Origin of the sequence: Gilliamella sp. GillExp13 (assembly GCF_001690815.1) — a bacterium.
GTDB lineage: Bacteria > Pseudomonadota > Gammaproteobacteria > Enterobacterales > Orbaceae > Gilliamella > Gilliamella bombi.
In genome coordinates, this window is the sequence record NZ_LZHJ01000075.1 from 1 (window position 1) to 24,247 (window position 24,247).

Genomic DNA, 24,247 nt, shown 5'->3' on the forward strand with positions numbered 1-24,247 from the left:
GGCTTAATACGTCAGTTTATACCTAAGTCAGCGGCCATTTCATTAGTTGACGACAAACAGATAAAGAAAATACAATATCTATTGAACACACGCCCAAGAAAACGGCATAAGTTTAAAAGCCCTGCCGATTTTTATTCTAAGGAGCTAAGAAGAATTGCACTTCATGGTGTAATCTAGGAGGATTAATAATGAAAATTAAATATTTATAATACGTTACTTAAAAATAGCCGTGTTTATTCAGCAGCAATCTTATCAATAAAACCAATAGTAATAAGCAAAGTTTCGGCTTTGACGCTCTGATAAGGAAAGCATATTAGCATTGTGGTGCTATATCCGTCTTTCTTACTCTAAAATCGTTCAGGTAGGTTATTGATTTTATTGAACTTTTATTTGCATTTCTAAATAAAATCAAACACTTATAGGCTAGTTTTTTATTACATTGAATTCGACTTTTTAATAAAAGCGCAAACTTTAAAATTGTTTCGGTCGGGCGTTGTTTTGGCTTTTAGTCATTAAACTCAGCACCCCAACTTGCGTTGGGGCTTGGTTCTTTGTTACCTTGTTTACTCTATAATCCCCCGCCCTAAAGATTAAATATCAAATAATAAATGCTAAGGAGTGACACAAATCGCATCAAAAACATTCAGATCTAGAGAATCAACATGGAATATCATACCATCACTATTGCCACCACCGCTTACGAGGTATGGCAAACCGTGGAATGGCTCACTTTCACTAATGTCGCTTGTTATACTGAAAAGGAAACTAGGCGCTTCATCATAGAGGAGCACATAATAACTATACAAAAAGCCCCATTCCGCAAAAAAACCAGCACCTATATGGCGCTCGTACATATTATTTTTTGAAGATGGCTTAGCACCAATAGCTCCTTTACAATTTTCACCCAATTGACCAGCACAAACTGCATTAGTCAAATCCTTTACCTGTGGAATACGATAACCTACACTATTACACCAAGATGTTTGATTAAAATAAGTATTACGGTTCTTTCCACGATGCACAAACCACTTTTGCAGAACAAATCCATATCTTACTACCACATTTTCATTACTATCTTTACCCTCTAGTTCAAATACCTGCGGTAAATTTGGTTTAGAAATTGGACCTGGGCTGTTTGTTTGTTTTTGAGCATCACTTGCTTTAGGGCCTGTTAACATAACGCGAGTTACTTTCTCTCCATTGGGAAGCCATAAATCCCACCAATCTGCTTCCGTTTTTATCACAGTAGCAGTTATTCCTCCACGGGTGACTGGAGCCCAAGTTAACTGTTCGCTATCAACGCCACTTATGATTAAATCAAAATACAATCCATCACTACCCGTTGTCGGAAAATTTCGACCATACTGTAACGGCATAGCTGATTGAGTCAAAAACCCTTTATCTGGATTCCATATATCAACTGGACCAGCATAATTATCTTTACCTTCTCTTAGATTCGGCCTTGCAAAACAGATAGCTGCCGATGATTTTGGATTGATATAATATGTTGTACGACTTTCTGTGAAGGTATTAATATCTGGTACACCATACAAAGTTTTTAAATAACCTTCTGTACTACTTAACTCTACTTTATAAGGCGCATTACATATCGTTAATACTTCATTACGATTAACCGTTTGGTTATTTTTATCTGTAATACTCAGCTTGATATCCCCACTTGCTGTTATACTATCTTCATTTCCGTCTCCATCATCATCACCCCACTTACCCTGTGCAACTAATCCATTTATACTTATTGAGTTACTTGATTGCGGAACCAACATGTCTATATCAGCAAAACTTTGACCCATTGCAGGTAACACAATCGGACTTGTTGATGATGAAGGATTATTTTGCGGTGTGAATATTCGACCATCCGATAACTTAATACTTAATAAGTCATCTGTGGTAGTCAATTTGGTAGTACCGCCATCAATAGTTAAATAAGGCGCAGTACCATGAATGCGCTCAGAAGTCGTGGCCGATAATGCCTGCGATTCTAAAGAGTACGGCAATAACAACAAAGGCGCTAATGCCAATGGAATTTTTGAAAATAGTTTTGTGGATAATTTCGAAAATAATTCGAGAGATAATCTCGAAGATATAAATAAATTTCGAGTAAAAACTTGTCGAATAGGATTATTTGATAAATTTAAGACATAAGTTCGCTGGTGCTTAAAAGGGTACTGCATCTTATTCCGCCTGTCAAGTGATATTTTGTTTTATTTGAATTTTTATGTTTATTCGCTTATTTAATAAGCTCATTTTCCTTAAACGATGAAAGTATAACCGTTTAAGGAATGACTGGCTAGTTTTTTGGCGGACTTTTTTTGTAAAGAAATGTAAATAAATTTAAAGAAACATAAAGATAGAAATGATTCAGTTATAAAAATAGGTGAATTTTTTAACTAAATTATGATGTCAGATTTCAAACATTTTGACTTTTGGTGGAATAATTAATATTGCTAATAACACCTAAAACACAAACACACCCAACAGCCCAGTTTGGCGTGCTGAACTTACTTCGTTATCAGCACTTTTTGATGCTGTGATAAGGCAAGCATATTAGCATTGTGGAGCTATAAGTGTGTTTTTTGTTCTAAAATTGATCAGGCAGAGTGTTGGAATGGCAACACATTTTCAAACAAAAAAATTAAGGGGTAAGTGTTTTTTAAATTCAACGGGAGGCAAGTAGCCTAACGAAGAATGTAATCGTTTATGATTATACCAATAAGCATAAGCCGAAAAAGCGCGTTGTAATTCAGCCGTTGAGTTGAAACGTTGGCCTTTTACAAATTCCGTTTTAATTGTTTTAAATGTCGCTTCCGCTACCGCATTGTCATATGGACACCCTTTCTTGCTTAATGAATGCGTGATATTAAATGTCTTAAAACACGCCTCTAATAACCGATTATCAAACTCTTTGCCTCGGTCTGAATGAAATAAATCCAATTTTGATAATGGCAGTTTAATTTGGCTTAATGCCGACATAACAAGCTCTGCTGTTTTATGTTGACCAACATGGTAACCGACAATTTGCCTATCGGATAAGTTCACTAAAACACATAAATAGTTCCAACGTTGCTTAACTTGAATATAGGTTAAATCTGCAACAACAATTTGTTTTTTATCACCTACATCAAATTGTCGTTGCAGGTGATTTTCTATGGCGGTTTCATTCACTTCCGTAGTGTGAGATTGATAACGTTTAACGGTGTATTTTGATACCAGCAATAAGGCTTTCATCACCCGAGCAATGTAACGGCGTGACACCCAAATATTCTCTTTCTGTAAATCAAAACGAATTCGTCTTGTACCATAAGACTGATAGCTCTGATTAAATAGCGTCACGATTTTATTGGCATAAAGCCCTACTGATTTTTGTCTATTCAATTTACACTGATAATAAGCATAATGTCTTGATAATCCTAAATATTGACATAGCTTTGTTATGCTATAACGATGTCGATTTGCTTTTAGGATAGCGATTTTCGTCCTATTATCAGTGCTGCTTGCTTTAAAATATCGTTTTCCATACGGAGTTGTTTAAGCTCTTTACGCAATGCGATTAACTCTTGTTCTTGTGGACTGCGATTATCTTTTGTTTTAAATGAGCCGCCTTGGCTTGCTTGCGTTATCCAACGGTCCAAAGCTGATGGTGTCAAATCATATTCGGCAACGATTTCACTACGTGATTTACCATGTTGATAAAGACTGACCATTTGGTGTTTAAAATCATCTGTGAATGTTCGTCTTTTGCGTTTAATCTTATTCATATTTGTTCCTTTTTTAATTGTGATAAGTTTACCTTACCCCTTAAAAAAGTTGTATGATTTAGTGTAGCCGATCCATGTTGATTTTATTGAAGTTTTGTTTGAATTCTTAAATAAAATAAAACAATTATAGGCTAGTTATTTTTTTATTACATTGAATTTGGCTTTTTAAGAGAAGCACTTTTGTTATTTGATAATAGCTATTAATAACAACTTGTTAATAACAGCCAGTTAATAACAAAAGCGCAAGCTTTTAATTGGTATCGGTCGGGCGCTATTAAAACGTTAGGCTCGCTGACTTTACCTGCTAAAAGCCCTAACTTGCGGCCAGGGCTTTATTCTTGCCTATATTGTCCTCTCAGACACCATAACCACCTTTCTCGCAAATATTACTAAGGGGTGGTGCAAACCGCATAATAGCTCCAGGAAACACTGTTGTTGTCGACGTAGCCGTCGAGCGAGGAGACATTGAACTGGTTGTTACCCCTTGCGTCACTTGTCCAGTAATATTTTAAGGTGTTGATGAAGCCCGCATCAGCGTAGCCGTACATTGCTCCCCACTCCGTGAAAAACCCAGCTCCTATATGACGCTGGTAAGCATTATTACTTGATGACGGCGTGCTGCCTAATGCGCCTTGACACCAACTTCCTGAACCCCAACCAGAACAAACTGCATTGGTTAAATCCCTTACCCGCGGCATGCGATAACCCAAACTATTACACCATGCTAACTGCTCGCTATAAGTTTTAAATTGATCACCTCGATTGACAAACCACTGCCTCAACTTAAATCCATATCTTACCTCATTACCATTATTATCCCTTCCCACCAATTCAAAAGTCTGTGGCAAAGATGGGACGGTAATTCGGTTTGGATTAGAATTGCTCCACCAGCTCCTTGCCTCTGGACCATTCAACGTTACTCGTGTTACATTCTTAGACTTATCAGTAATCCACTCATCAGCTGGTATAGTATTCCCTTCTGGGTCCGTGAATGTCCCTGAAAGTGGCCTTGTCCATCTCAACGTTGCACTTATATCACCACTTGTATATACAGACCAACTCAACTGACTTGCATCTACTCCAACTATGACTAAATCAAAATACAACCCATCTGCCCCCGTAGTTGGAAAATTTCGGTCGTAAGATGATGAGTTTGTAAATACATCTAAAAAACCCTTCTCAGAATTCCATATACTAGCTGGACCAGCAAAACGTGGGTTATCCCAAGCTTCAATACCTACTGTGCCACCAAACACCAAATTCGGTCTGACCGAACAAATAATAGGATGTGGCGGCAAAGTGATATAATACTCCGCTGCTCCTCCGTAAAGCCTACTACTATTCGGCATGCCATAACGAGTCTCTAAAGCCCCCCCTGAACTATCTAAGGTTACCTTATAAGGTGCTTTACATAGACTTAATGCATCACTACGATTAACGGTATTGCCATCTTTATCCTTTATTACTAACGATATACTCCCTGATGCGCTAACTCCATCCACTCCCTGTCCATCCCCATCATCATCGCCCCATTTACCTTGTGTTACTAAGTCATTTATATTTATTGAGTCGCTTGATGACGGAACTATCATTTCAATATCAGCCAAAGTATCCCCTACATTAGATAACTCGATTGGCGCTGTCGATGATGAAGGATTATTTTGCGGTGTGAATGTTCGACCGTCTGATAACTTAATACCTAATAATTCCCTTATTTCAGTCACTTTAGTAACACCGCCATCAAAGGTTAAATAAGGCGCAGTACCATGAATGCGCTCAGAAGTCGTGGCCGATAATGCCTGTGATTCTAATGAGTACAGCAATAACAACAACGGCGCTAATGCCAATGGGATTTTTGAAAATAATTTTGTGAATAATTTCGATAATAATTCAAGAGATGATTTCGATGATATAAATGAGTTTCGTGCAAAAACTCGTCGAATAGGATTATTTGATAAATTTAAGACATAAGTTTGCCAGTGCTTGTGCCTTGTGCCTTGTGCCTAAAATGGTACTGCATTTCGTTTCACCTGTCAAGTAATATTTTGTTTTATTTGAATTTTTATGTTTATTCGCTTATTTAATAAGCTCATTTTTCTTAAACGATGAAAGTATAACCGTTTAAGGAATTATTGACTAGTTTTTTTGCGGACTTTTTTGTAAAGAAATGTAAAGATGAAAACGGTTCAGCTTTATAGATAGGTGAATTTTATAATTAAAATAGGGTGTTAGCTTTAGGACTTTTTAACTTTTGTGGAATGATTAATATTGCTGATAACATCTAAAACACAAACACACCCAACAGCCAAGTTTGGCGTGCTAACTTTACTTGGTTATCGGTATATTTTGGCGCTCTGATAAGGCAAGCATATTAATATTGAGATACTATAAGCGTGTTTCTTGCTCTAAGATTTCTTATACATAATATTGATTTTATTGGTTTTTTTATTTAAAGTCAGTTAATTACAGGAGGAATGAGTAAAATTATAATTTTTAGAGAAATCTAAAAATCTTTTTCTTTTTTCCAATAAATTTTACGCCCAAATCCCAGTAAATTATTCGTCATTTTCACATAATGTAACTGTAATGCCCAGATTGGCGCTTTGAGTACTCTTGCAAAGGGAAATGCCCGATAATATAACGCATAGGCATGCTCAGCTTGTTGTGTTTGTAATCGTGTTGCTTGAGCTTGAAATTGGATCCCTTGGATCTGTGCAACCGTCTTAGGCATAATACTGATGGTGCCCGCTATTAGTGGGTTTGTTAACATGGCTTTAGCGTGTTCGGTTTTTAATTCGGAAAGAAGATACAGACACATTACCGATTCATCAAAAACATAAAAGGTGTTACATGCCCATGGTTTGTTGTCAGGTAAGATTACGTTTAGCGATAATACATGATTATTTTTAATAAATTTTATGATTTTAGAGTCGGCTTGCATATTTTTTATTTATTGGTGTTATTCAGTTTTAGTGTTTAGGTGCAGATCTTCGCCCCATCGTGGTAGCGATGGGATGTTAATATCAAATAGGTCAAGTGCTCTTGCTACGCTATGGGTGATGATATCATCCAAACATTCAATATGCTGATATAAAGCCGGTACTGGCGGGCATATTACCCCCCCCATAAGTGTCACGGTTTCCATGTTTTTTAGGTGAGTTAAATTTAAGGGTGATTCACGAACCATTAATACCAAGCGACGACGCTCTTTTAATGCAACATCAGCAGCACGAGTAAGTAAGTTATCTGATAAGCCATGTGCTATGGCAGCCAGAGTCCTCATTGAGCAAGGTGCAATTAGCATACCCATAGTTTTAAACGATCCGCTTGCAATGGCCGCACCAATATTATTGACAGAATATACTTTATCAGCTAGTGATTCTATTTGTGCTATGCTGGTGTTAGGAAATTCGTAAGCGCGCGTTATTTGTGCTGCTTTTGATATTACTAAATGAGTCTGAATATCAAGTGATTTTAAAAGCTCTAACGCTTTTATTCCATAAGCAAACCCTGTTGCACCACTAATGCCAATCACTATCCGCTGGAGAGTCATGTTTATCCTATATTAATAAAATTGTTAATCATTATTTTATTTAGCCTACAAATTATATTGTACATTCAAAAATAAGTGATATTAAAGCTAGTTATTAATTTAGTGACTATACCTATCTATTGATAGTGAATCAAGTAGCTAAGGCTACTATCATGAATATTAAAATAAGGGAAAAGTTTTGAGATTATTAAGTTGTTTTATGGCTACCATATAAGGTTGGTAGCCATTTTTAATAATTTACTCTTTAGCTATTGGTTCATTTACAATTTTTGTTTCTTGCTTACCTTGAATAGCTTTTATTTTTTGTTCATATTTTGTTACAGCATCTTTGCTAGATAATAAACTATAAGTTAAAGTAAATTCAGTGCTTTGTCCTGGTTTAAGCTGACGTACACGTTTTTGCTCACGTTCGATAGTCACTGGATAAGCAAAACTGGTACCTGGCTCTAAGCCTGTAACATAACCTTGCTTGAGGGTATCGGTATTTTTCCATAATGATAGTACGGGTAGCTGTTTAGTATTAAAACTAATACCAGCTGCTTTATCACCTGCTTTATTGGTCACCATAACTTGTGTTTCGCCATTCTCCTCAGAAAAAGGATAAACATTAAATACCATTTCATCAAAATCTTTAGTTGGACCTAGATAAGTTTGCCATGTATTAAGGCCACCTTTTGCATAATCGTTAAATGGAGATATTTCTTTAACTGGTGCAACAAATTTAGCACCATCTTCAAGAATAGGTGTACCAAAATTACTATGGTAGATGATTTGATAATCACGGATATAATCACTCTTATTAGTGAGAACGTCGTGGACCGTAAATTCTCTACTTTCTGGCACATAGATCAGCGATGCCCAAGTTTCTAAATTGCTTTTTTTGAAAGTATTTTCTTTAATTAACCCTTTAACTGTAATGGTGTACGGTGCTTTGTCCGATACATTAACAATTAATTTAGAAACAGGTGTATTTTGCGCACGACCATGAAGCGTATACATGATGCCACTATCTTGCACAGCATGGCCTGTCCATTCAAAACCACAACGAACCATCATTTCGTTAAAACCGTCTAGCCAACCAAGCCCAGCTCGACTTTCTAAGTTAATATATTTAGGATGAACTACTTCATCTACTGGTGAATCCCCCATCCCATGCGAACACCATCACCAACAACAGACAAAATACCTAATCCACGAGTTGGAATTAATTTAATAGTGAAATTATCACTAGAAATTGTTAGTAGTTCAGTTCCGTCTTGTTTACCACCTTTAAGGATCGTATTTTGAATAGCGAATTTTGAACCTTTTATTCCTAAATCTTGATTTGAAACTGACCAATTACCTTTGGCAATACCTTTTTCGTTATCAGTTAATACAAATTCTTTAGCATTGGCATTATAACTAACTAAACTAATCACAACAGCTAGTGAAATAATTTTGATTTTCATGGTGATTCCTCATAGTTAACAAGATAATACTGAATCGTGTCAGTTAATATGACATATAATAAAAAGAATCAACAAAAAGAAAATCGTAAAAATGAGAGTTTATTCACACTTTTCCCAAAATCATATATGTATATATACAAGTGATTTATAAAGTGAAATAAGTGTGAAATATTAAGAGGTTCAGTTTTTAGGTCTTATTTGTCCTGCTTTCCAGTGTTTTCGGCATACTGAGTGGTATTCGCTATCACCTAGATGAATAGAATTTCCAAATTTAACAATTTCACCGTCTTGTCCTTCCAATAAGATCATGGTTGCTTTTTTGCCACACCAGCATACGGTTTTGAGCTCTCTAAAATTGTCAGCAATTTCAAGTAGCGTTTTAGATCCTTCAAACAGGTGTCCCATATAATCGGTTTTGATACCAAAAAACATGATTGGTACGCCATATTCGTCACATACATCAGATAACTTCCAAATAGTATTACGCGATAAAAACTGGCTTTCATCGATTAGTATACAGGCATAATTGCTTTGTTTGATATGCTCAATAATTTCATCAACCGTTGTGTCATCAAGCTGTAACGCTTTTTTGCGTAATCCTAAGCGAGAGACAATTTCAACTGCCGAGTCACGAATGTCGACTGATGATTTAAGTAATAAAGTCTGCATATTATTACTTAAATAATTATGGTCAATTTGTAAAAGCTCTGTGGATTTTCCGGCATTCATTACGCCATATATATAATAGATTTTAGACAAAATTAAGTTCTCGAAATTAGATTAAATTAATAAAAGTGGTTAAATAAAATGATAATTTGGATAATAAAAAAGGTAAGTTAAATAACCTACCTCTTTAATAGTTTATTGAATAATTATTTTGCTTTACCTTGGTTGGCAACAGCAGCTTGTTTTGCAGCGATTTCGTCAGCATTGCCTAGGTAGTAGTGTTTAATAACTTTCATATTGTCATCAAATTCATACACTAATGGCACACCAGTTGGGATGTTTAGTTCGATAATATCATCATCGCTGATGTTGTCTAAATGTTTTACCAATGCACGAAGTGAGTTACCATGAGCGGCAATGATAACACGTTCACCTTTTGCTACACGTGGAGCAATTGTTGATTCCCAGTAAGGTAGTACACGTTTAATAGTTAATGCTAAGCTTTCGGTTAATGGTAATTCTGATTCAGGTAGTTTGCTATAACGTGAATCGTGACCAGGGAAACGTTCATCTGATTTTTCAAGTGCAGGAGGTGTAATTGCAAAGCCACGACGCCATAATTTTACTTGTTCATCACCATATTTTGCTGCTGTTTCAGCTTTATTCAAACCTTGCAATGCACCATAATGACGTTCGTTTAGCTTCCAGCTTTTTTCAACAGGTAACCATGCTTGATCTACTTCGTCTAAAACGTGCCATAATGTGTGAATTGCACGTTTTAATACTGAAGTGTAGGCATAATCAAATGTGAAACCTTCTTGTTTAAGTAATTTACCTGCTTCAGCCGCTTCTTTGTTACCTTTATCAGATAAATCAACATCAGTCCAACCACAAAAACGGTTTTCTTGGTTCCAAACACTTTCTCCATGTCGAATTAGCACTAATTTTTTAACTGCCATGAATATAACTCCTTTGTTACGTAGATTAAATTTTTGGTATATTCTGTCATAAACATGCTAGGTTATTACCGTGCATGTCCATTTGTTTTGAGCCAACCAGACTGACTCAAAACGTTTATTATTTGGGTAAGTATTTTAACGGGTCAACTGATTGCGCTTTGTAACGAATTTCAAAGTGTAATCTAACTGACGAAGTGCCAGTTGCACCCATTGTGGCTATTTGCTCACCTGCGCGAACGGCTTGTTGTTCTTTTACTAATATAGATTGGTTATGCGCATATGCTGTTAAATAGTCATCATTATGTTTAATAATAATTAAATTACCATAACCCGGTAACGCATTACCAGAATAAACAACGCGTCCATCAGCAGCAGCCAAAACCTTATCGCCAATTGAACCCGAAATATCAATACCTTTGCTTGCCTTTGAGAATTTCTCAATAATCTTGCCTCGTGCAGGCCATCGCCATGAAATATTGACTGTCTTTGAATTTATAGTTGGACTTCTAGTAGAATCATCGAGCGGTTCAGTAATTGTTTCAGTTGTTTCAGTTGTTGTTGGACGTTTATTTTTATCTATTGTGGTAATTGAAGTCGTTGTTGTTTTGGTTATTGTTGGTTTAGTTTTAGCTTGTCCAATCACTACAGATGAATTATTGTTGTTTGATTTATTTGTGGTTGTGTTATTGGTTGTGGTTTTTTGTGTTACCACAACAGTTCCACCACTAACGTCTAATACTTGTCCAACATTAACGGCAAATGGTTCTTTGATATTATTTTTAGCTGCTAGTGAACGGTAATCATTACCAGTTACCCATGCAATATAGAATAAAGTATCGCCTCGTTTAACAGTGTAAGTATCGCCTTGGTATCCGCCTTTTGGAATGTCGTCGTAATTACGATTATAGACAATACGCTCATTACTAATCACCGTGCTAGTATTGTTAGCGGTGTTGGAATTTGAAACCGTCGCCTGTTTTGATGATGGAAGGTTGTGGTTAGCAGGAGTAGAAACAGTTCTACCGCCTGTTGATATATTGGCAGGTGGTTTGGTATAGACAGAAGAAGTTGATGATCCACCTGCGCCAGAAATATCTTCGATTTCGGCCTGCTCAGTTTGCGTACAAGCAACAATCAACAAACTTAAGCAACTTAATGTAAGTATTTTTTTCAAAGCAACACCTTTCATTCGTAAATTTTGTTTTTGACTATTTTGCGTTCAATAGCATTTATACATCTTATTTTATCAGCACATTTTAGCGTTTTTATAGTAAAAACGCTATTATATTAATTAGTTATTAGTTAAATCAATAAATTCATCTAGAATTTCACGATGAAAACCTTAAATTTGTTATTTGATTATTCTTGCGTTCTATAACCATCAAAATTCAAACTGAGCTAATATAATTTCTTTATTATCCAAAGGCATAATCCCAATCAGCTTATGCTTAATTTTGTTATAAGCAAGCTATTTTTCTACTTTTAATTAACTATTTATTTTGGTTTTGTCGGATTTATTTTGAATGTAATGAGTATATACAATAAAATAGGTTTTCGTACAGTACCTTTGCCGTATTTCTATAAAAATTTAATGTGATTTAAAAAAATGACTTTATATATTGTTGCCACCCCCATCGGAAACTTAGATGATATTACGCTCAGAGCCATCAATACACTGAAAAGTGTCGATCTTATTGCGGCTGAAGATACTCGCCATAGTGGTTTACTTTTACAACATCTTGGAATAAAAGCAAAATTGTTTTCTTTACATGATCATAATGAACAAGAAAAGTCCAATATTTTGATTGAAAAACTTAAATCTGGCTTATCAATTGCTTTGATTTCTGATGCTGGCACTCCGTTAATTAATGACCCCGGGTATCATTTAGTTAAGGCTTGTCGCGAAAATAACATAAAAGTAGTTCCCGTTCCTGGTGCTTGTGCTGCGATTGCTGCTTTATGTGCATCAGGGTTGCCGTCAGATAAGTTTATTTATGAAGGTTTTTTACCAGCTAAAGCTAAAGCTCGCCAAGATTGTCTTGTAAAATTGTTGGACGAACCTCGAACAATGATTTTTTATGAATCAACACATCGCTTATTAGACACGCTTAACGATATGCAAACTATTTGGGGAGCTAATAAGCAGATCATTTTAGCTAAGGAACTAACCAAAACATGGGAGACCATTGTCAGTTTTAAGGTTAATGAGCTGATTAATTGGCTAAACGAGGATACTTCTCGTCAAAAAGGTGAATTTGTATTGATTGTTCAAGGTCATATCAAATGCGATGATGATATTGATCCTCAGGCAATTAGTACCCTTAAACTATTGCAAAAAGAATTACCGCTAAAAAAGGCAGCAGCCATTACTGCTGAAATATATGGACTTAAAAAAAATCAACTTTATCAAATTGGTTTAGATTCCGAACAATAATTGGGTCGTTAAGTAACATTACTTGGTATGGCTTATAAAACGGTTTTTAGAAAGCGTTGACTGGATAATAAACTAAATAATTATTACTAATTTGCTTAATTATCGGTTGATTTATTGATAAGAAGATTAGCACAAATAGCGCAATTTAGTATATAATCGCCCCTTATTTTTAAGATATTTTAAAACAAAAAAGGTAACAAACAGTATGGGATTTAAATGTGGGATTGTCGGATTACCGAATGTAGGTAAGTCAACACTTTTTAACGCACTAACTAAAGCTGGCATTGAAGCGGCTAATTTTCCGTTTTGTACTATCGAGCCAAATACTGGGGTTGTACCAATGCCCGATCCCCGTTTAGATGAGTTAGCTAAAATTGTTAAACCACAACGCACATTACCTACTACCATGGAATTTGTTGATATTGCTGGGCTTGTTAAAGGTGCATCAAAAGGCGAAGGTTTAGGAAATCAATTTTTAGCTAATATTCGTGAAACAGAAGCTATCGGTCATGTAGTGCGTTGCTTTGAAAACGAGAACATTGTCCACGTTGCGGGTAAAATCGATCCTGCTGAAGATATCGAAATTATCAATACCGAGCTAGCATTAGCCGATCTTGAAGCGTGTGAACGAGCAATAACTCGCCAACAAAAACGCGCTAAAGGTGGTGATAAAGACGCCAAATTTGAAGTGGAAATCCTTGAAAAGTGTTTACCTCATCTTGAGCAAGGCAAAAAGCTACTCTTATTAGATCTTAGCAAAGAAGAACTTGAAGCCATCAAATACCTTAGTTTTTTAACATTAAAACCAACAATGTATATCGCTAATGTGAATGAAGATGGTTTTGAAAATAACCCTTATTTAGATAAAGTAAAAGCAATAGCAGAACAAGAAAAAGCTGTTGTCGTACCTGTTTGTGCTGCAATTGAAGCAGAACTTGCTGAACTTGATGATGCCGATCGTGATGAGTTTATGCAAGATTTAGGTTTAACCGAACCAGGCTTAAATCGTGTAATTCGTGCTGGCTATAGCTTACTTAATCTGCAAACTTATTTTACCGCAGGTGTTAAAGAAGTTCGTGCATGGACAATTTCGGTTGGCGATACCGCCCCTCAAGCAGCAGGCAAAATTCATACCGATTTTGAAAAAGGCTTTATTCGTGCGCAAACCATTGCTTTTGATGATTTTATTAAATACGGCGGTGAACAAGGAGCTAAAGAGGCTGGCAAAATGCGTGCTGAAGGTAAAGATTATATCGTGCAAGATGGCGATATTATGAACTTCTTATTTAATGTATAGTTGATTATTTTACGTCGCCTTTTGGCGACGTTGTTATATTGATATCCATAATAACTAATTAATATTGATATAAAATTTATTTTTTTACTTAAACGTAGTGTTACCTGAAACTTTTTGTCAACTGAACCAATAATAGATTGGTAAATATAAGGACAGCCCACTTTTATGTTACTCACTTTTCAACAAGCCAAGCAACAACTACTTCAAAGCGCCTCAACCATAAAATCTTTGCATAGTGAGAAAGTTACGTTATTTGATGCATTAGAAAGGATTACCGCTGAACCTGTAATTTCCCCTATTAATGTACCTAGTTTTGATAATTCAGCTATGGATGGTTATGCGGTTCGGTTAGCAGATTTTAAACAATCAAAATTGTTGCCACTGGCTGGTGCTATTTTTGCAGGTGATGATATAAACAATCTTCATTGGCCACAAGGCACTTGTTTACGCATTATGACAGGAGCTCCAGTGCCAAATGATGCCGATGCGGTTGTTATGCAGGAGCAGACCGAAAAATCTGATCTAGGGATTACCTTTTTAAGTAACGTAAAAGCTGGCGATAATATTCGTCGTATAGGTGAAGATGTTAAAAAAGGTGCGATCACAGTCAAAAAAGGGACTAAATTAACGATACCAACACTATCGACACTTGCAACATTAGGCATTAGTGATCTTGTTGTCTTTAAAAAATTAAAGGTAGCCATCTTATCAACGGGTGATGAATTAACCCCCATTGGTCAGCCATTATCTGGCAATGGCGCTATTTATGACAGCAACCGCTTCACACTAAAATTATTATTAACCAAACTTAACTGTGAGGTTATTGATCTCGGTATTATTGCTGATGATCTTACCGAAATCAAAAAAGCGTTAATAACTGCATCAAGTCAAGCTGACTTGGTGATAACAAGTGGAGGCGTATCCGTCGGTGACGCTGATTATACCAAAACTGCACTTGAAACATTAGGACAAATCAATTTTTGGAAGATTGCAATGAAACCAGGAAAGCCTTTTGCCTTTGGCAAAATTGGCAATGCACTATTTTGTGGTTTACCTGGTAATCCCGTTTCGACCTTGGTGACATTTTACCAATTAGTGCAACCTTTGATTTTGGCGCTTTCAGGGCTTGAATATTCATCCATGGATTTTAGCTTTAAAGTTAAAACAGCAACAAATCTTAAAAAGACTGTCGGTAGGTTAGACTTTCAACGTGGTATGCTGCAAATCAATGCACAGGGCGAATTAGAAGTAAGTATAACTGGAGCGCAAGGTTCGCATATTACTCAGTCATTTAATCAAGCAAACTGTTTTATTGTGCTTGAACAAGAACGAGGCAATGTAGCTAAAGGTGAACTTGTTACTGTTGAGCTATTCAATGCGCTATTAAAGTAGCCTAGGTTCAGGTTAATGCACTATTTAATATCAAAATAGTGCAACCAATATCGCCCCTGCCGCAATCATGGCAACGCCAATCCCTGCTAACAACGAGATCTTTTCACCAAATAAAACAACGGCAAACACAACAGCAAAAACTACGCTTAATTTGTCAATTGGCGCAACTTGCGACACCTTGCCTTCTTTGATCGCCATAAAGTAAAATAGCCAAGATAACGCACCTGCAATACCGCTTAGCGCAATAATAAGTAATGCCTTTTTATCATTAAAAAAAGTGTTGATAAGATTTAATTTACCTTGAACAACAACCACACCGACTAAAAAAATGGCCATTACAACGGCACGAATTGCAGTTGCGGTGTTAGCATCAAGATGCTGTAAACCTATTTTCCCTAAAATAGCTACACTTGCCGCAGTAATAGCAGAAAGTAATGCGTAAATAAGCCATGCACTCATATTAGTATTTATCGACTTTAAATAGATATTGTTGATTATTGGAATTAGTATTACATTGTTGCGATTTATTCATTACACCACGACAATCTTCTAACACACCGTGTGCTTTTGACCAATGATAAGTTTTGCCTTCGTCGTTTTTCCCTCCACATCCAACTAATGCTAGACTAAAAATTAAACAAGATAGCCCAATAACTGCTACTTTCATTTCTTTCTCCTTTTGGCAAATACATTAAATAATTATAGGTATTACATTTGTTTCTATTGAAGTTATTTTAATTCATAATTGATACGTTTAATAGCTAAATTACCACCTATTTTTAATAGATGAAAAGCGCGCTCGGCTTTGTGTTCAATTAATAATTGAGGTGGTTCATCTAATGGTTCATCAGCTAATTCAAATGCCCCCCAATGAATGGCTATTGCGCAATGACAATTGAGTTCGTCATATAACTGCACAGCTTGTTTGGGATCGATATGCTGTGATTGCATATACCAACGTGGTGCATAAGCCCCAATTGGAATTAATGCCAAATCAATTGAAGGAAATCGCTTAGCGATCTCTTTTAATTCAGCAGAGTAGCATGTATCCCCCATAAAATAGACTGTCTTTGATTGATCTTGATTATCAATATTAGATTGAATCACCCAACCACACCATAATGCTTTATTTACATCAAATAATCCACGATTGCTCCAGTGTATAGCCGACGTTGCCGAAAAAGTAAGCCCATCAACAGTTACGCTATCCCACCAATCTAATTCAGTAATCTGTTTTGCTCCCAATTTTAATAATGCTTTTTTTAAACCAAGAGGAGCCATTATTGCAATATTAGGAAAACGCACAATTAATTTCCGAATGCTATGATAATCAAGATGATCATAATGGTTATGTGAAATTACAATAAAATCAATCTGCGGTAGTTGTTCGATTTCTAAAGCTGGAGGTGTGCGACGTTTCGGTCCGATCAATTGTAATGGCGAAGCTCGTTTAGAAAAGATAGGATCTGTCAAAATCATTTTACCGCCCAAACGAATCAATGTTGTTGAGTGACCAATCCACCAAACTCTATCATCGGGCAAGTCAAGATTTATTTGCTCAAACCACGTCTGATTAAAGTTGTGATAACCCTCTTTAGGAGGTAAAACTTTACGTTCAAAACGCCAACGCAAAAACTCACTTATTTTTATTTTAAAAGATTCGTCGTGCCTAAACCCTTTAGCTGTATGATGTTTTTTGTTAGTAATTAAATCTTGCTTTTTATTATCTATCATTGTTACAGTATCTTTACCACTAGTTAGTTAGTTTATTTATTTGCCGTACGTTCAATTATTACAGCAACATTTCGAGCATTAGCTATTGCATTCGGTTTGGATACTTTAACTTTAAGCCAATTAACCGAAAATTGTTGAATAATACGCTCAGCAATACGCTCAGCAACACATTCAATCAATTCAAAATTCGAACATTCAACCAATTGTGTTATAGTTTGACTAACCACAAAATAATCTAAGCAAAGTGATACGTTATCACTTTCTCCAGCAGGTTTATTATCCCACGCCATTTCAAGATCAATAATTAATTTTTGTTTGATGGTCTTTTCCCACTCATATACGCCGATGGTGGTTAAAACAGTTAATCCTTCGATTAATACCCTATCTTTGCTATATGTATTCATACCTGATTCCAAAACATAAGTTACATTAAATAGAGATTACCGAATCTTGTTAAATTACGCTATAATTTATTGCAAATAATATAAGATATACAAAATTATGACTCGAATTTTTCAACCATTTACCATTGAGCCAAATAGTCTTGTTACCCTAGATGATAATGCATTTAACCATCTTATTCGCGTGTTACGCATGAAAGTAGGTGAAAATATTATTTTATTTGATGGTTCAAACCATATTACTCCTGCAGTTATATATGAAATCAATAAAAAAACAGTTACAGTAAAAACCTCTTTGCCCATTTTAGATAATCGTGAATCACCATTAGATATTCACTTAGGGCAAGTGATTTCACGCGGTGAAAAAATGGAGTTTACAATTCAAAAATCAGTCGAATTAGGCGTAGCGAGTATTACCCCACTCCTTTCTGAACGTTGTGGCGTCAAACTTCATGAAGAAAGGCTCGAAAAGAAAATCCAGCAATGGCAAAAAATTGTTATTTCTGCTTGTGAACAATGCGGTCGAAACGTGATCCCAGTTATTCATCCAGTAATGAAGTTAGAAAGTTGGTGTGCTAGTTTAACCGAAGGCTTAAAACTCAATCTACACCCCAAAGCTGAATATGGTATTAAACAGTTGACTAATACGCATAAACAAATTCACTTACTAATTGGACCTGAAGGTGGTTTATCTGATAATGAAATTAGCATGACACATAACTATCATTTTTCAGACATTTTACTCGGCCCTAGAGTGTTGCGAACAGAAACTGCAGCATTAACGGCTCTCACCGCCTTACAAGTACATTTAGGCGATCTTGGATAAATATATCTTATACAAATGATAAGTAATGATTGCTTTGCAACTGAACTTGTAACGAGTATGATAACAACAAATATTAAATTTTAATTTGGGTATTATGATTAAAAACCTGTTAAAAAGTTTCAGGAATACCCATGTTTCAGTATAAAACAATTTTATAAAGACAAAATAGGTAAGGAGTCATCATGATAAAGCTGGGCATTGTAATGGATCCAATTAGTCACATCAAAATAAAAAAAGATACCAGTTTTGCCATGTTACTTGAGGCGCAAAAAAGGGGTTATGAACTTTTTTATATTGAAATGAATGACCTTTTTCTAGATACTGGCGAAGCTTATGCCACAACTCGCTCTTTAACAGTTTATAACGATAAAGATCATTGGTTTGAATTTGGGCAAGAACAGACAATTCCACTAAGTGACCTTGACACAATTTTAATGCGTAAAGATCCACCTTTTGATACTGAATATATCTATGCTACATACATTCTAGAGCGTGCCGAAGCTAACGGTGTGTTAGTCGTAAATAAACCACAAAGTCTACGCGATTGTAACGAAAAGCTTTTTACCGCTTGGTTTGCCGAGTTTACACCAAAAACCTTGGTTACACGTCAAACACAGCATATCAAAGCTTTTCACGAACAACACCATGATATCATTTTAAAACCACTTGATGGCATGGGGGGATCATCCATTTTTCGAATCAAACAAGACGATCCCAATGTTTCAGTGATTATTGAAACGTTAACCGAACATAACACACGTTATTGCATGGCTCAAAACTTTATTCCTGCGATTAAAGACGGTGATAAACGTGTATTAGTGGTTGATGGTGAACCTGTACCTTATTGTTTAGCACGAATCCCTCAAAAAGGTGAAACTCGTGGCAACCTTGCTGCTGGAGGACATGGCGAAGTTAGAGCCTTAAGCGAAAGCGATTGGCATATAGCTAAAAGCATCGCCCCAGTTTTAAAAGAAAAAGGCCTACTATTTGTAGGACTTGATATCATTGGTGATAAGTTAACCGAAATTAACGTTACCAGCCCAACCTGTGTTCGTGAAATTGAAGCAGCTAACCCAGGCCTTTCAATTACCGGTATGTTAATGGACGCAATAGAACATCGATTAAATAAAAAGAGTTAAACAATGATTAGAGAATATAAACCCACAGATTTAAACAGTGTAATGACGATATGGTTGCAAGGTAATTTGCAAGCTCATAGCTTTATCAATCCTGAGTTTTTTAAACAAAATTGTGATTTAGTAAAAATGTTAATTCCAATGTCTACTTTATACGTTCAAGACCTTGATGGAGTTAAAGGGTTTATCGGTATAACTGAAAATTATATTTCAGGTCTATTTGTAGATGAAGCTTTTCGCCGGCAAGGAACAGGTAAAGCTCTTGTTGAAAAAGCAAAACAACGCCATAACGAACTGTTGGTACATGTTTATAAAAAAAATACTAATGCGATCAACTTTTATCTTTCTCAAAATTTTGAAATTGTTTCAGAATCGATCAATGAAGAAACAAATGAACCAGAATTATTAATGCACTGTAATGTTGAACACAACGTTAAAATTGGCAAATGTGCATTATAAAATTAACTTGAATGTGAAACTATGAATTTAAAAAACCATTTTATTATCGCAATGCCAACACTTGATGATTCTATGTTTAGTCATTCAGTTATTTATATTTGTGAACATAATCGTGATGGCGCTATGGGGATTATGATTAATAAACCAATTATTGAACTTAATGTGGCAACCGTTCTTGCACGTTTAGAAATTACATCACCTACAAGTTGCGCAGAACTAGAACAACCTGTATTTTGTGGTGGCCCCATTGCTGATGAACAGGGTTTTATTTTACACACACCTTTAGATGGGTTTGCTTCTAGTATTCAGATTTCAGATGATGTGATGATTAGTACTTCGCTTGATGCACTTAAATCAATCGGCTCTCCTGAACAGCCCCAAAATATCTTTTTGGCTTTAGGTTATTCAAGCTGGCAGTCTCTACAACTCGAAAATGAAATTGCTCGTAATGATTGGTTAGTGGTTGATGCCGATCCTCAAATTATTTATGAAGTTGCCATTGATGAACGTTGGCAAAAAGCCGCTCAATCACTTGGAATCAATATGAATACAATTTCACACCAAATAGGAAATGCATGACCCATGGCAACCATTATCGCATTTGATTTTGGCACAGCCAGTATTGGAGCGGCTATTGGTCAAGATATAACTAAAACAGCCAATCCTTTATGCTCGTTTAAAGCCCGAGATGGTATTCCTAACTGGCAAACTATCGAAAAGGTCTTAAATGAGTGGAAACCCGACTTTTTAATAGTTGGGTTACCCTTAAATATGGATGGTACAGAACAACCTCTTACGGCTAGAGCACGCAAATTTGCTAACCGATTACACGGTATGTTTGGCTATCAAGTCCATCTACAAGATGAGCGCTTATCAACTGTTGAAGCTAAATCTCATATATTTGCATCTCGTGGTTTTCGTGCACTGAAAAAAGGTCATGTAGATGCTACATCGGCAATCATTATTTTAGAAAGTTGGTTTGAAAATAATTAGTAATTTTATTTAATTGGTTATTTTGTAAATAATTAATCGCCATTAAATTTCATCCTTGCTAAAATAACAACAACTTTTTATTGTAAGGACTACTTGCCGTGTCAAACAACAATTCTCTTAGTTATAAAGATGCTGGTGTCGATATTGATGCCGGTAATGAACTAGTCAATCGCATTAAATCTGTAGTAAAAGAAACCAAGCGTCCTGAGGTAATGGGTGGATTGGGAGGCTTTGGTGCACTATGTGCTATTCCGCAAAAATATAAAGAACCGATTTTAGTATCAGGCACTGATGGTGTGGGTACTAAATTACGCCTTGCAATGGATTTAAACCGTCATGAATCAATTGGTATTGATTTAGTGGCAATGTGTGTTAACGATCTGATTGTACAAGGTGCTGAACCTTTATTCTTTCTTGATTATTATGCCACCGGCAAACTTGATGTCGATGTGGCCGCTACTGTAGTGACTGGCATTGCCGAAGGCTGTAAACAATCAGGCTGTGCTTTAGTTGGCGGTGAAACAGCCGAAATGCCAGGCATGTATCACGGCAACGACTATGATTTAGCTGGATTTTGTGTTGGCGTTGTTGAAAAGTCAGCCATGATCGATGGTAGCAAAGTGCAAGATGGCGATGCATTAATTGCATTAGCTTCAAGCGGTGCTCATTCTAATGGCTATTCATTAGTGCGTAAAATAATTGAAGTCAGCGGTGTAAATCCTGCCACTGAACAGTTAGATGGCAAAACTCTTGCCGATCACCTACTTGCACCAACTAAGATCTACGTTAAGTCCGTTCTTGACCTTATTACTCAAGTTGATGTGCACGCCATTGCCCATATAACTGGCGGTGGATTCTGGGAAAATATTCCTCGTGTTTTGCCTGAAAATACTCAAGCAGTCATTAATGAAGCTAGTTGGCAATGGCCAGCAATATTTAATTGGTTACAACAATCGGGAAATGTTAGCCTTCACGAAATGTATCGAACTTTTAACTGTGGTGTTGGCTTAATTATTGCTTTACCAAAACAGTTAGCCGATAAAGCAATTACTTTACTAAATAATCATGGTGAAAAGGCTTGGCTATTAGGTGAAATTAAACACGCTACATCAGGCGAGCGCGTTGTAATAAAATAAATTGTATTTTCATATTATCCATCCATTAATATAATGAATTAGATGGATAATATGCTACTTTTTTAGATCGTTATTACCACCTAAAACACTTAACAAACATCTAAACGATCCACATTTAATAAATCGCATTTAGTTATTGGTTTTATTAATTTGAGTTTTCTTCTTGCTCTGTGATTTTTTGCACAAATCTCTGTTCATCAATTACTTTAACCCAATTGGGCAAAATAGGGGTACGGCAATAATAGTTAGCATAAGGGTCAAGTTTTTTAATACGTTCAAATTCTGGAGTTTGTGGATCATCATATAATTCGGGATCACCTGAGCGGTTAAGTTTTTTAAAGCACGCATGTTCTTTTGAACTATCATGTAGCCAAGGTTTAGGGTAGCCCAAAGCCGAATATATACGATTACTGATAAACGTATAACGACCTCCTAACAATAAAAAAAATAAAACTAAAAAAAATAGGAACGTTATAATATTTGATATAGTAAAAATAATTAGCGATGTAATATCTAATTTTATCTGAATATACATCATAATTGTTAAAACTACATAAGCAAATAAGCTAAATATGCCAACACCTATTGTAAGATACTTTAACATTTGTAGTGTCGTTACTCCGACCGATCTTGGAAAGTATAAAGCATGATATTGGGGCATGCGCGCGGCATAGGATTGATAATGATTATCATCAATTTGCTCTACCACCATTTCTACGTAATCACCGTCTTTAAAGCTTATATGCTCTAATTTTCCTTGTACCTTTTTACGACCTACATAACATTTAAAGCTTTTCCCTTGCAAAGTAATGCTGCCTGCGGTTAATGCTCCAACTAAAGCTCCGATTGCCTCAAACATGCCGACAATTGCCAAACCAATTACTGCCAGTAGACCGATATTATCAGCACGTAGCTCTTTCGGGTCATCCTTTATTTGCAGGTGGCTGACGGTGCCTTTTAATAAACTGTATTTAACCATTTAAAAATCCTCTTTCATCCATATCTTGTTCAATTAATGCTAATGCTTCATCAAAATCAATAGTATAGTTGGTATTGCTATTAGCTTGTGACTCATTTTTGTTAATATCAAACATATCCTTTAATACTTCAGTTTCAAACGCGGTGGTTTGCTGTTGTGGCGTTTGATAAATATGACTTTTATTATGAGGCATTAAATATCTATCGGTACGCAAGGCGCAACGTTTAAGCCAAGTTTCAAGATTATCATCAGATAACATAGTAACCGCAAAATCTAATATCATGACGACTAAACCTGCCAGGCCAACAAAACGCCATAAAGCTAATCGCAATGCTGCCATGGAAGCAATTTTTTGTACGCCTAACATTTTAATCACCCAGAATGTGGCTCTAGTAGTTAAAAAACGTCGACACCATACGATATGATAAGAACTCGCTGCTAAAATTGTAAGTAAAGAAACTGTATTATATAAATATCAGGAAACTTTCAATAGATTTTTTACTCCATAATTTCCCTTATTTTCTTCTTCCTCAGCTTTTAAAAATGAGATATTGGTATGTCCACACTTTTTAGTACCAAAAAGATAAGGTCATCGATTTCTTTTGTATTCAATCGGCGACTGGTAATTTAATGTTGAATGAAGTCGATTATAATTAAACCAATCCACATAGTGATTAAATTCCAATTTAAGTTGCGCCAGTGAATCAAAAATAGTATTTGACACAAATTCTGTTTTCACTGCTTTGAATGTGCTTTCTGCAATTGCGTTATCATAGGGGCAGCCTTTGCGACTTAAGGACCGTTTAATTCCAAATGCTGTTAAACATTCATCAATCAAATGATTATCAAACTCTTTTCCTCTATCAGAATGAAACAACTCAATCGTCTGTAAGTTCATTGGAATTTGACTCATAGCTTGCATGACCAGTGCCGCTGTTTTATGCCTGCCAGCACTTCGCCCCACTATTTCTCGATTACTGATATCAACAATTACACAAAGGTAGTGCCAACGTTGTTTAACCCTTACATAGGTTAAATCGGTCACCAATATCTTTCGT

General features: G+C 35.9%; 25 protein-coding genes and 1 pseudogene. 9 read left to right on the plus strand and 17 right to left on the minus strand.

The window, feature by feature from the left end; all coding sequences use genetic code 11:
• Nucleotides 1-611 precede the first annotated feature (611 nt).
• The 10 genes and pseudogenes from A9G37_RS05320 to nlpD all read right to left on the minus strand — a co-directional run bounded on the left by A9G37_RS05320 (nt 612) and on the right by nlpD (nt 11,591).
• Entirely contained in the window at nt 612-2,192 is a 1,581-nt protein-coding gene (locus A9G37_RS05320; RefSeq protein WP_065574853.1) for a hypothetical protein, read from the minus strand.
• A 448-nt stretch (nt 2,193-2,640) separates the two neighbouring features.
• Complete coding sequence (locus A9G37_RS05325) at nt 2,641-3,489, minus strand: IS3 family transposase (protein ID WP_141671077.1); 849 nt, start codon at nt 3,487-3,489, stop codon at nt 2,641-2,643.
• Entirely contained in the window at nt 3,477-3,776 is a 300-nt protein-coding gene (locus A9G37_RS05330; RefSeq protein WP_065574854.1) for an IS3 family transposase, read from the minus strand. The genes A9G37_RS05325 and A9G37_RS05330 overlap by 13 nt, the downstream gene beginning before the upstream one ends.
• A gap of 389 nt (nt 3,777-4,165) precedes the next feature.
• Complete coding sequence (locus A9G37_RS05335; protein ID WP_141671078.1) at nt 4,166-5,623, minus strand: hypothetical protein; 1,458 nt, start codon at nt 5,621-5,623, stop codon at nt 4,166-4,168.
• A gap of 656 nt (nt 5,624-6,279) precedes the next feature.
• Nucleotides 6,280-6,594: a hypothetical protein gene (locus A9G37_RS05345; RefSeq protein ID WP_176701870.1), complete on the minus strand. Its 315-nt coding sequence runs from the start codon at nt 6,592-6,594 to the stop codon at nt 6,280-6,282.
• Between the two features lie 141 nt (nt 6,595-6,735).
• Entirely contained in the window at nt 6,736-7,329 is a 594-nt protein-coding gene (locus tag A9G37_RS05350; RefSeq protein WP_034910921.1) for a UbiX family flavin prenyltransferase, read from the minus strand.
• 237 nt (nt 7,330-7,566) lie between these two features.
• A pseudogene (locus tag A9G37_RS05355) lies at nt 7,567-8,777 on the minus strand (aldose 1-epimerase family protein).
• Between the two features lie 180 nt (nt 8,778-8,957).
• A complete protein-coding gene (locus A9G37_RS05360) occupies nt 8,958-9,536 on the minus strand; it encodes a thymidine kinase (protein ID WP_065574858.1) in 579 nt (192 codons plus the stop codon).
• A 113-nt stretch (nt 9,537-9,649) separates the two neighbouring features.
• Entirely contained in the window at nt 9,650-10,402 is a 753-nt protein-coding gene (gpmA, locus tag A9G37_RS05365) for a 2,3-diphosphoglycerate-dependent phosphoglycerate mutase (protein WP_034910929.1), read from the minus strand.
• Between the two features lie 118 nt (nt 10,403-10,520).
• Complete coding sequence (gene nlpD / locus A9G37_RS05370; RefSeq protein ID WP_065574859.1) at nt 10,521-11,591, minus strand: murein hydrolase activator NlpD; 1,071 nt, start codon at nt 11,589-11,591, stop codon at nt 10,521-10,523.
• A gap of 417 nt (nt 11,592-12,008) precedes the next feature.
• Between nlpD and rsmI the strand changes: the two genes are divergently transcribed.
• The 3 genes from rsmI (at nt 12,009) to moeA (ending at nt 15,525) form a co-directional block, all read left to right on the plus strand.
• Nucleotides 12,009-12,836 (plus strand): 16S rRNA (cytidine(1402)-2'-O)-methyltransferase, encoded by an 828-nt coding sequence (rsmI, locus tag A9G37_RS05375; RefSeq protein WP_034910935.1) that lies wholly within the window; start codon nt 12,009-12,011, stop codon nt 12,834-12,836.
• Between the two features lie 205 nt (nt 12,837-13,041).
• Nucleotides 13,042-14,133, plus strand: coding sequence for a redox-regulated ATPase YchF (gene ychF / locus A9G37_RS05380; RefSeq protein WP_034910937.1), 1,092 nt, complete (start codon nt 13,042-13,044; stop codon nt 14,131-14,133).
• Between the two features lie 165 nt (nt 14,134-14,298).
• Entirely contained in the window at nt 14,299-15,525 is a 1,227-nt protein-coding gene (gene moeA, locus A9G37_RS05385) for a molybdopterin molybdotransferase MoeA (RefSeq protein WP_034910939.1), read from the plus strand.
• A gap of 30 nt (nt 15,526-15,555) precedes the next feature.
• Here the strand turns inward: moeA and A9G37_RS05390 are convergent, their stop codons facing one another.
• From A9G37_RS05390 to folB, 4 genes are all read right to left on the minus strand, one after another.
• Complete coding sequence (locus A9G37_RS05390; RefSeq protein ID WP_034910942.1) at nt 15,556-15,984, minus strand: EamA family transporter; 429 nt, start codon at nt 15,982-15,984, stop codon at nt 15,556-15,558.
• Between the two features lies 1 nt (nt 15,985).
• Nucleotides 15,986-16,192 carry a hypothetical protein gene (locus A9G37_RS05395; protein ID WP_034910945.1) on the minus strand — a complete coding sequence of 69 codons (207 nt, stop codon included), beginning with the start codon at nt 16,190-16,192 and terminating at the stop codon, nt 15,986-15,988.
• A 62-nt stretch (nt 16,193-16,254) separates the two neighbouring features.
• Nucleotides 16,255-17,259 carry an MBL fold metallo-hydrolase gene (locus tag A9G37_RS05400; RefSeq protein WP_051634185.1) on the minus strand — a complete coding sequence of 335 codons (1,005 nt, stop codon included), beginning with the start codon at nt 17,257-17,259 and terminating at the stop codon, nt 16,255-16,257.
• 32 nt (nt 17,260-17,291) lie between these two features.
• Nucleotides 17,292-17,663 carry a dihydroneopterin aldolase gene (gene folB, locus A9G37_RS05405; RefSeq protein ID WP_034910947.1) on the minus strand — a complete coding sequence of 124 codons (372 nt, stop codon included), beginning with the start codon at nt 17,661-17,663 and terminating at the stop codon, nt 17,292-17,294.
• 97 nt (nt 17,664-17,760) lie between these two features.
• On the opposite strand from folB, the gene rsmE reads away from it, so the two are divergent.
• From rsmE to purM, 6 genes are all read left to right on the plus strand, one after another.
• Nucleotides 17,761-18,486 (plus strand): 16S rRNA (uracil(1498)-N(3))-methyltransferase, encoded by a 726-nt coding sequence (gene rsmE / locus A9G37_RS05410; RefSeq protein WP_034910951.1) that lies wholly within the window; start codon nt 17,761-17,763, stop codon nt 18,484-18,486.
• A gap of 182 nt (nt 18,487-18,668) precedes the next feature.
• Nucleotides 18,669-19,625: a glutathione synthase gene (gene gshB, locus A9G37_RS05415; RefSeq protein WP_034910954.1), complete on the plus strand. Its 957-nt coding sequence runs from the start codon at nt 18,669-18,671 to the stop codon at nt 19,623-19,625.
• 3 nt (nt 19,626-19,628) lie between these two features.
• Nucleotides 19,629-20,081 carry a GNAT family N-acetyltransferase gene (locus tag A9G37_RS05420; protein WP_034910958.1) on the plus strand — a complete coding sequence of 151 codons (453 nt, stop codon included), beginning with the start codon at nt 19,629-19,631 and terminating at the stop codon, nt 20,079-20,081.
• Between the two features lie 21 nt (nt 20,082-20,102).
• Nucleotides 20,103-20,660, plus strand: a complete 558-nt coding sequence (locus A9G37_RS05425; protein WP_065574860.1) for a YqgE/AlgH family protein — start codon at nt 20,103-20,105, stop codon at nt 20,658-20,660.
• Nucleotides 20,661-20,663: 3 nt separating this feature from the next.
• On the plus strand, nt 20,664-21,074 hold the full coding sequence (ruvX, locus tag A9G37_RS05430) for a Holliday junction resolvase RuvX (RefSeq protein WP_034910963.1): 411 nt from the start codon (nt 20,664-20,666) through the stop codon (nt 21,072-21,074).
• A 98-nt stretch (nt 21,075-21,172) separates the two neighbouring features.
• Complete coding sequence (purM, locus tag A9G37_RS05435; RefSeq protein ID WP_065574861.1) at nt 21,173-22,210, plus strand: phosphoribosylformylglycinamidine cyclo-ligase; 1,038 nt, start codon at nt 21,173-21,175, stop codon at nt 22,208-22,210.
• Nucleotides 22,211-22,355: 145 nt separating this feature from the next.
• Here the strand turns inward: purM and A9G37_RS05440 are convergent, their stop codons facing one another.
• From A9G37_RS05440 to A9G37_RS05450, 3 genes are all read right to left on the minus strand, one after another.
• Nucleotides 22,356-23,189 (minus strand): hypothetical protein, encoded by an 834-nt coding sequence (locus A9G37_RS05440; protein ID WP_065574862.1) that lies wholly within the window; start codon nt 23,187-23,189, stop codon nt 22,356-22,358.
• Nucleotides 23,182-23,556 (minus strand): hypothetical protein, encoded by a 375-nt coding sequence (locus tag A9G37_RS05445; RefSeq protein WP_065574863.1) that lies wholly within the window; start codon nt 23,554-23,556, stop codon nt 23,182-23,184. Before A9G37_RS05445 ends, A9G37_RS05440 begins: the two co-directional genes overlap by 8 nt.
• 222 nt (nt 23,557-23,778) lie before the next feature.
• The coding region (locus A9G37_RS05450; protein WP_141671079.1) for an IS3 family transposase at nt 23,779-24,247 on the minus strand (469 nt) is incomplete at its 5' end.

Excerpts from the sequence above, each read along its gene's own strand:
- A9G37_RS05320 (WP_065574853.1), bottom strand. The coding sequence starts at position 2,192 with ATGCAGTACCCTTTTAAGCACCAGCGAACTTATGTCTTAAATTTATCA.
- A9G37_RS05330 (WP_065574854.1), bottom strand. The coding sequence starts at position 3,776 with ATGAATAAGATTAAACGCAAAAGACGAACATTCACAGATGATTTTAAA.
- A9G37_RS05345 (WP_176701870.1), bottom strand. The coding sequence starts at position 6,594 with ATGTGTCTGTATCTTCTTTCCGAATTAAAAACCGAACACGCTAAAGCC.
- A9G37_RS05350 (WP_034910921.1), bottom strand. The coding sequence starts at position 7,329 with ATGACTCTCCAGCGGATAGTGATTGGCATTAGTGGTGCAACAGGGTTT.
- gpmA (WP_034910929.1), bottom strand. The coding sequence starts at position 10,402 with ATGGCAGTTAAAAAATTAGTGCTAATTCGACATGGAGAAAGTGTTTGG.
- nlpD (WP_065574859.1), bottom strand. The coding sequence starts at position 11,591 with ATGAAAGGTGTTGCTTTGAAAAAAATACTTACATTAAGTTGCTTAAGT.
- rsmI (WP_034910935.1), top strand. The coding sequence starts at position 12,009 with ATGACTTTATATATTGTTGCCACCCCCATCGGAAACTTAGATGATATT.
- ychF (WP_034910937.1), top strand. The coding sequence starts at position 13,042 with ATGGGATTTAAATGTGGGATTGTCGGATTACCGAATGTAGGTAAGTCA.
- moeA (WP_034910939.1), top strand. The coding sequence starts at position 14,299 with ATGTTACTCACTTTTCAACAAGCCAAGCAACAACTACTTCAAAGCGCC.
- A9G37_RS05390 (WP_034910942.1), bottom strand. The coding sequence starts at position 15,984 with ATGAGTGCATGGCTTATTTACGCATTACTTTCTGCTATTACTGCGGCA.
- A9G37_RS05395 (WP_034910945.1), bottom strand. The coding sequence starts at position 16,192 with ATGAAAGTAGCAGTTATTGGGCTATCTTGTTTAATTTTTAGTCTAGCA.
- A9G37_RS05400 (WP_051634185.1), bottom strand. The coding sequence starts at position 17,259 with ATGATAGATAATAAAAAGCAAGATTTAATTACTAACAAAAAACATCAT.
- folB (WP_034910947.1), bottom strand. The coding sequence starts at position 17,663 with ATGAATACATATAGCAAAGATAGGGTATTAATCGAAGGATTAACTGTT.
- rsmE (WP_034910951.1), top strand. The coding sequence starts at position 17,761 with ATGACTCGAATTTTTCAACCATTTACCATTGAGCCAAATAGTCTTGTT.
- gshB (WP_034910954.1), top strand. The coding sequence starts at position 18,669 with ATGATAAAGCTGGGCATTGTAATGGATCCAATTAGTCACATCAAAATA.
- A9G37_RS05420 (WP_034910958.1), top strand. The coding sequence starts at position 19,629 with ATGATTAGAGAATATAAACCCACAGATTTAAACAGTGTAATGACGATA.
- A9G37_RS05425 (WP_065574860.1), top strand. The coding sequence starts at position 20,103 with ATGAATTTAAAAAACCATTTTATTATCGCAATGCCAACACTTGATGAT.
- ruvX (WP_034910963.1), top strand. The coding sequence starts at position 20,664 with ATGGCAACCATTATCGCATTTGATTTTGGCACAGCCAGTATTGGAGCG.
- A9G37_RS05440 (WP_065574862.1), bottom strand. The coding sequence starts at position 23,189 with ATGGTTAAATACAGTTTATTAAAAGGCACCGTCAGCCACCTGCAAATA.
- A9G37_RS05445 (WP_065574863.1), bottom strand. The coding sequence starts at position 23,556 with ATGTTAGGCGTACAAAAAATTGCTTCCATGGCAGCATTGCGATTAGCT.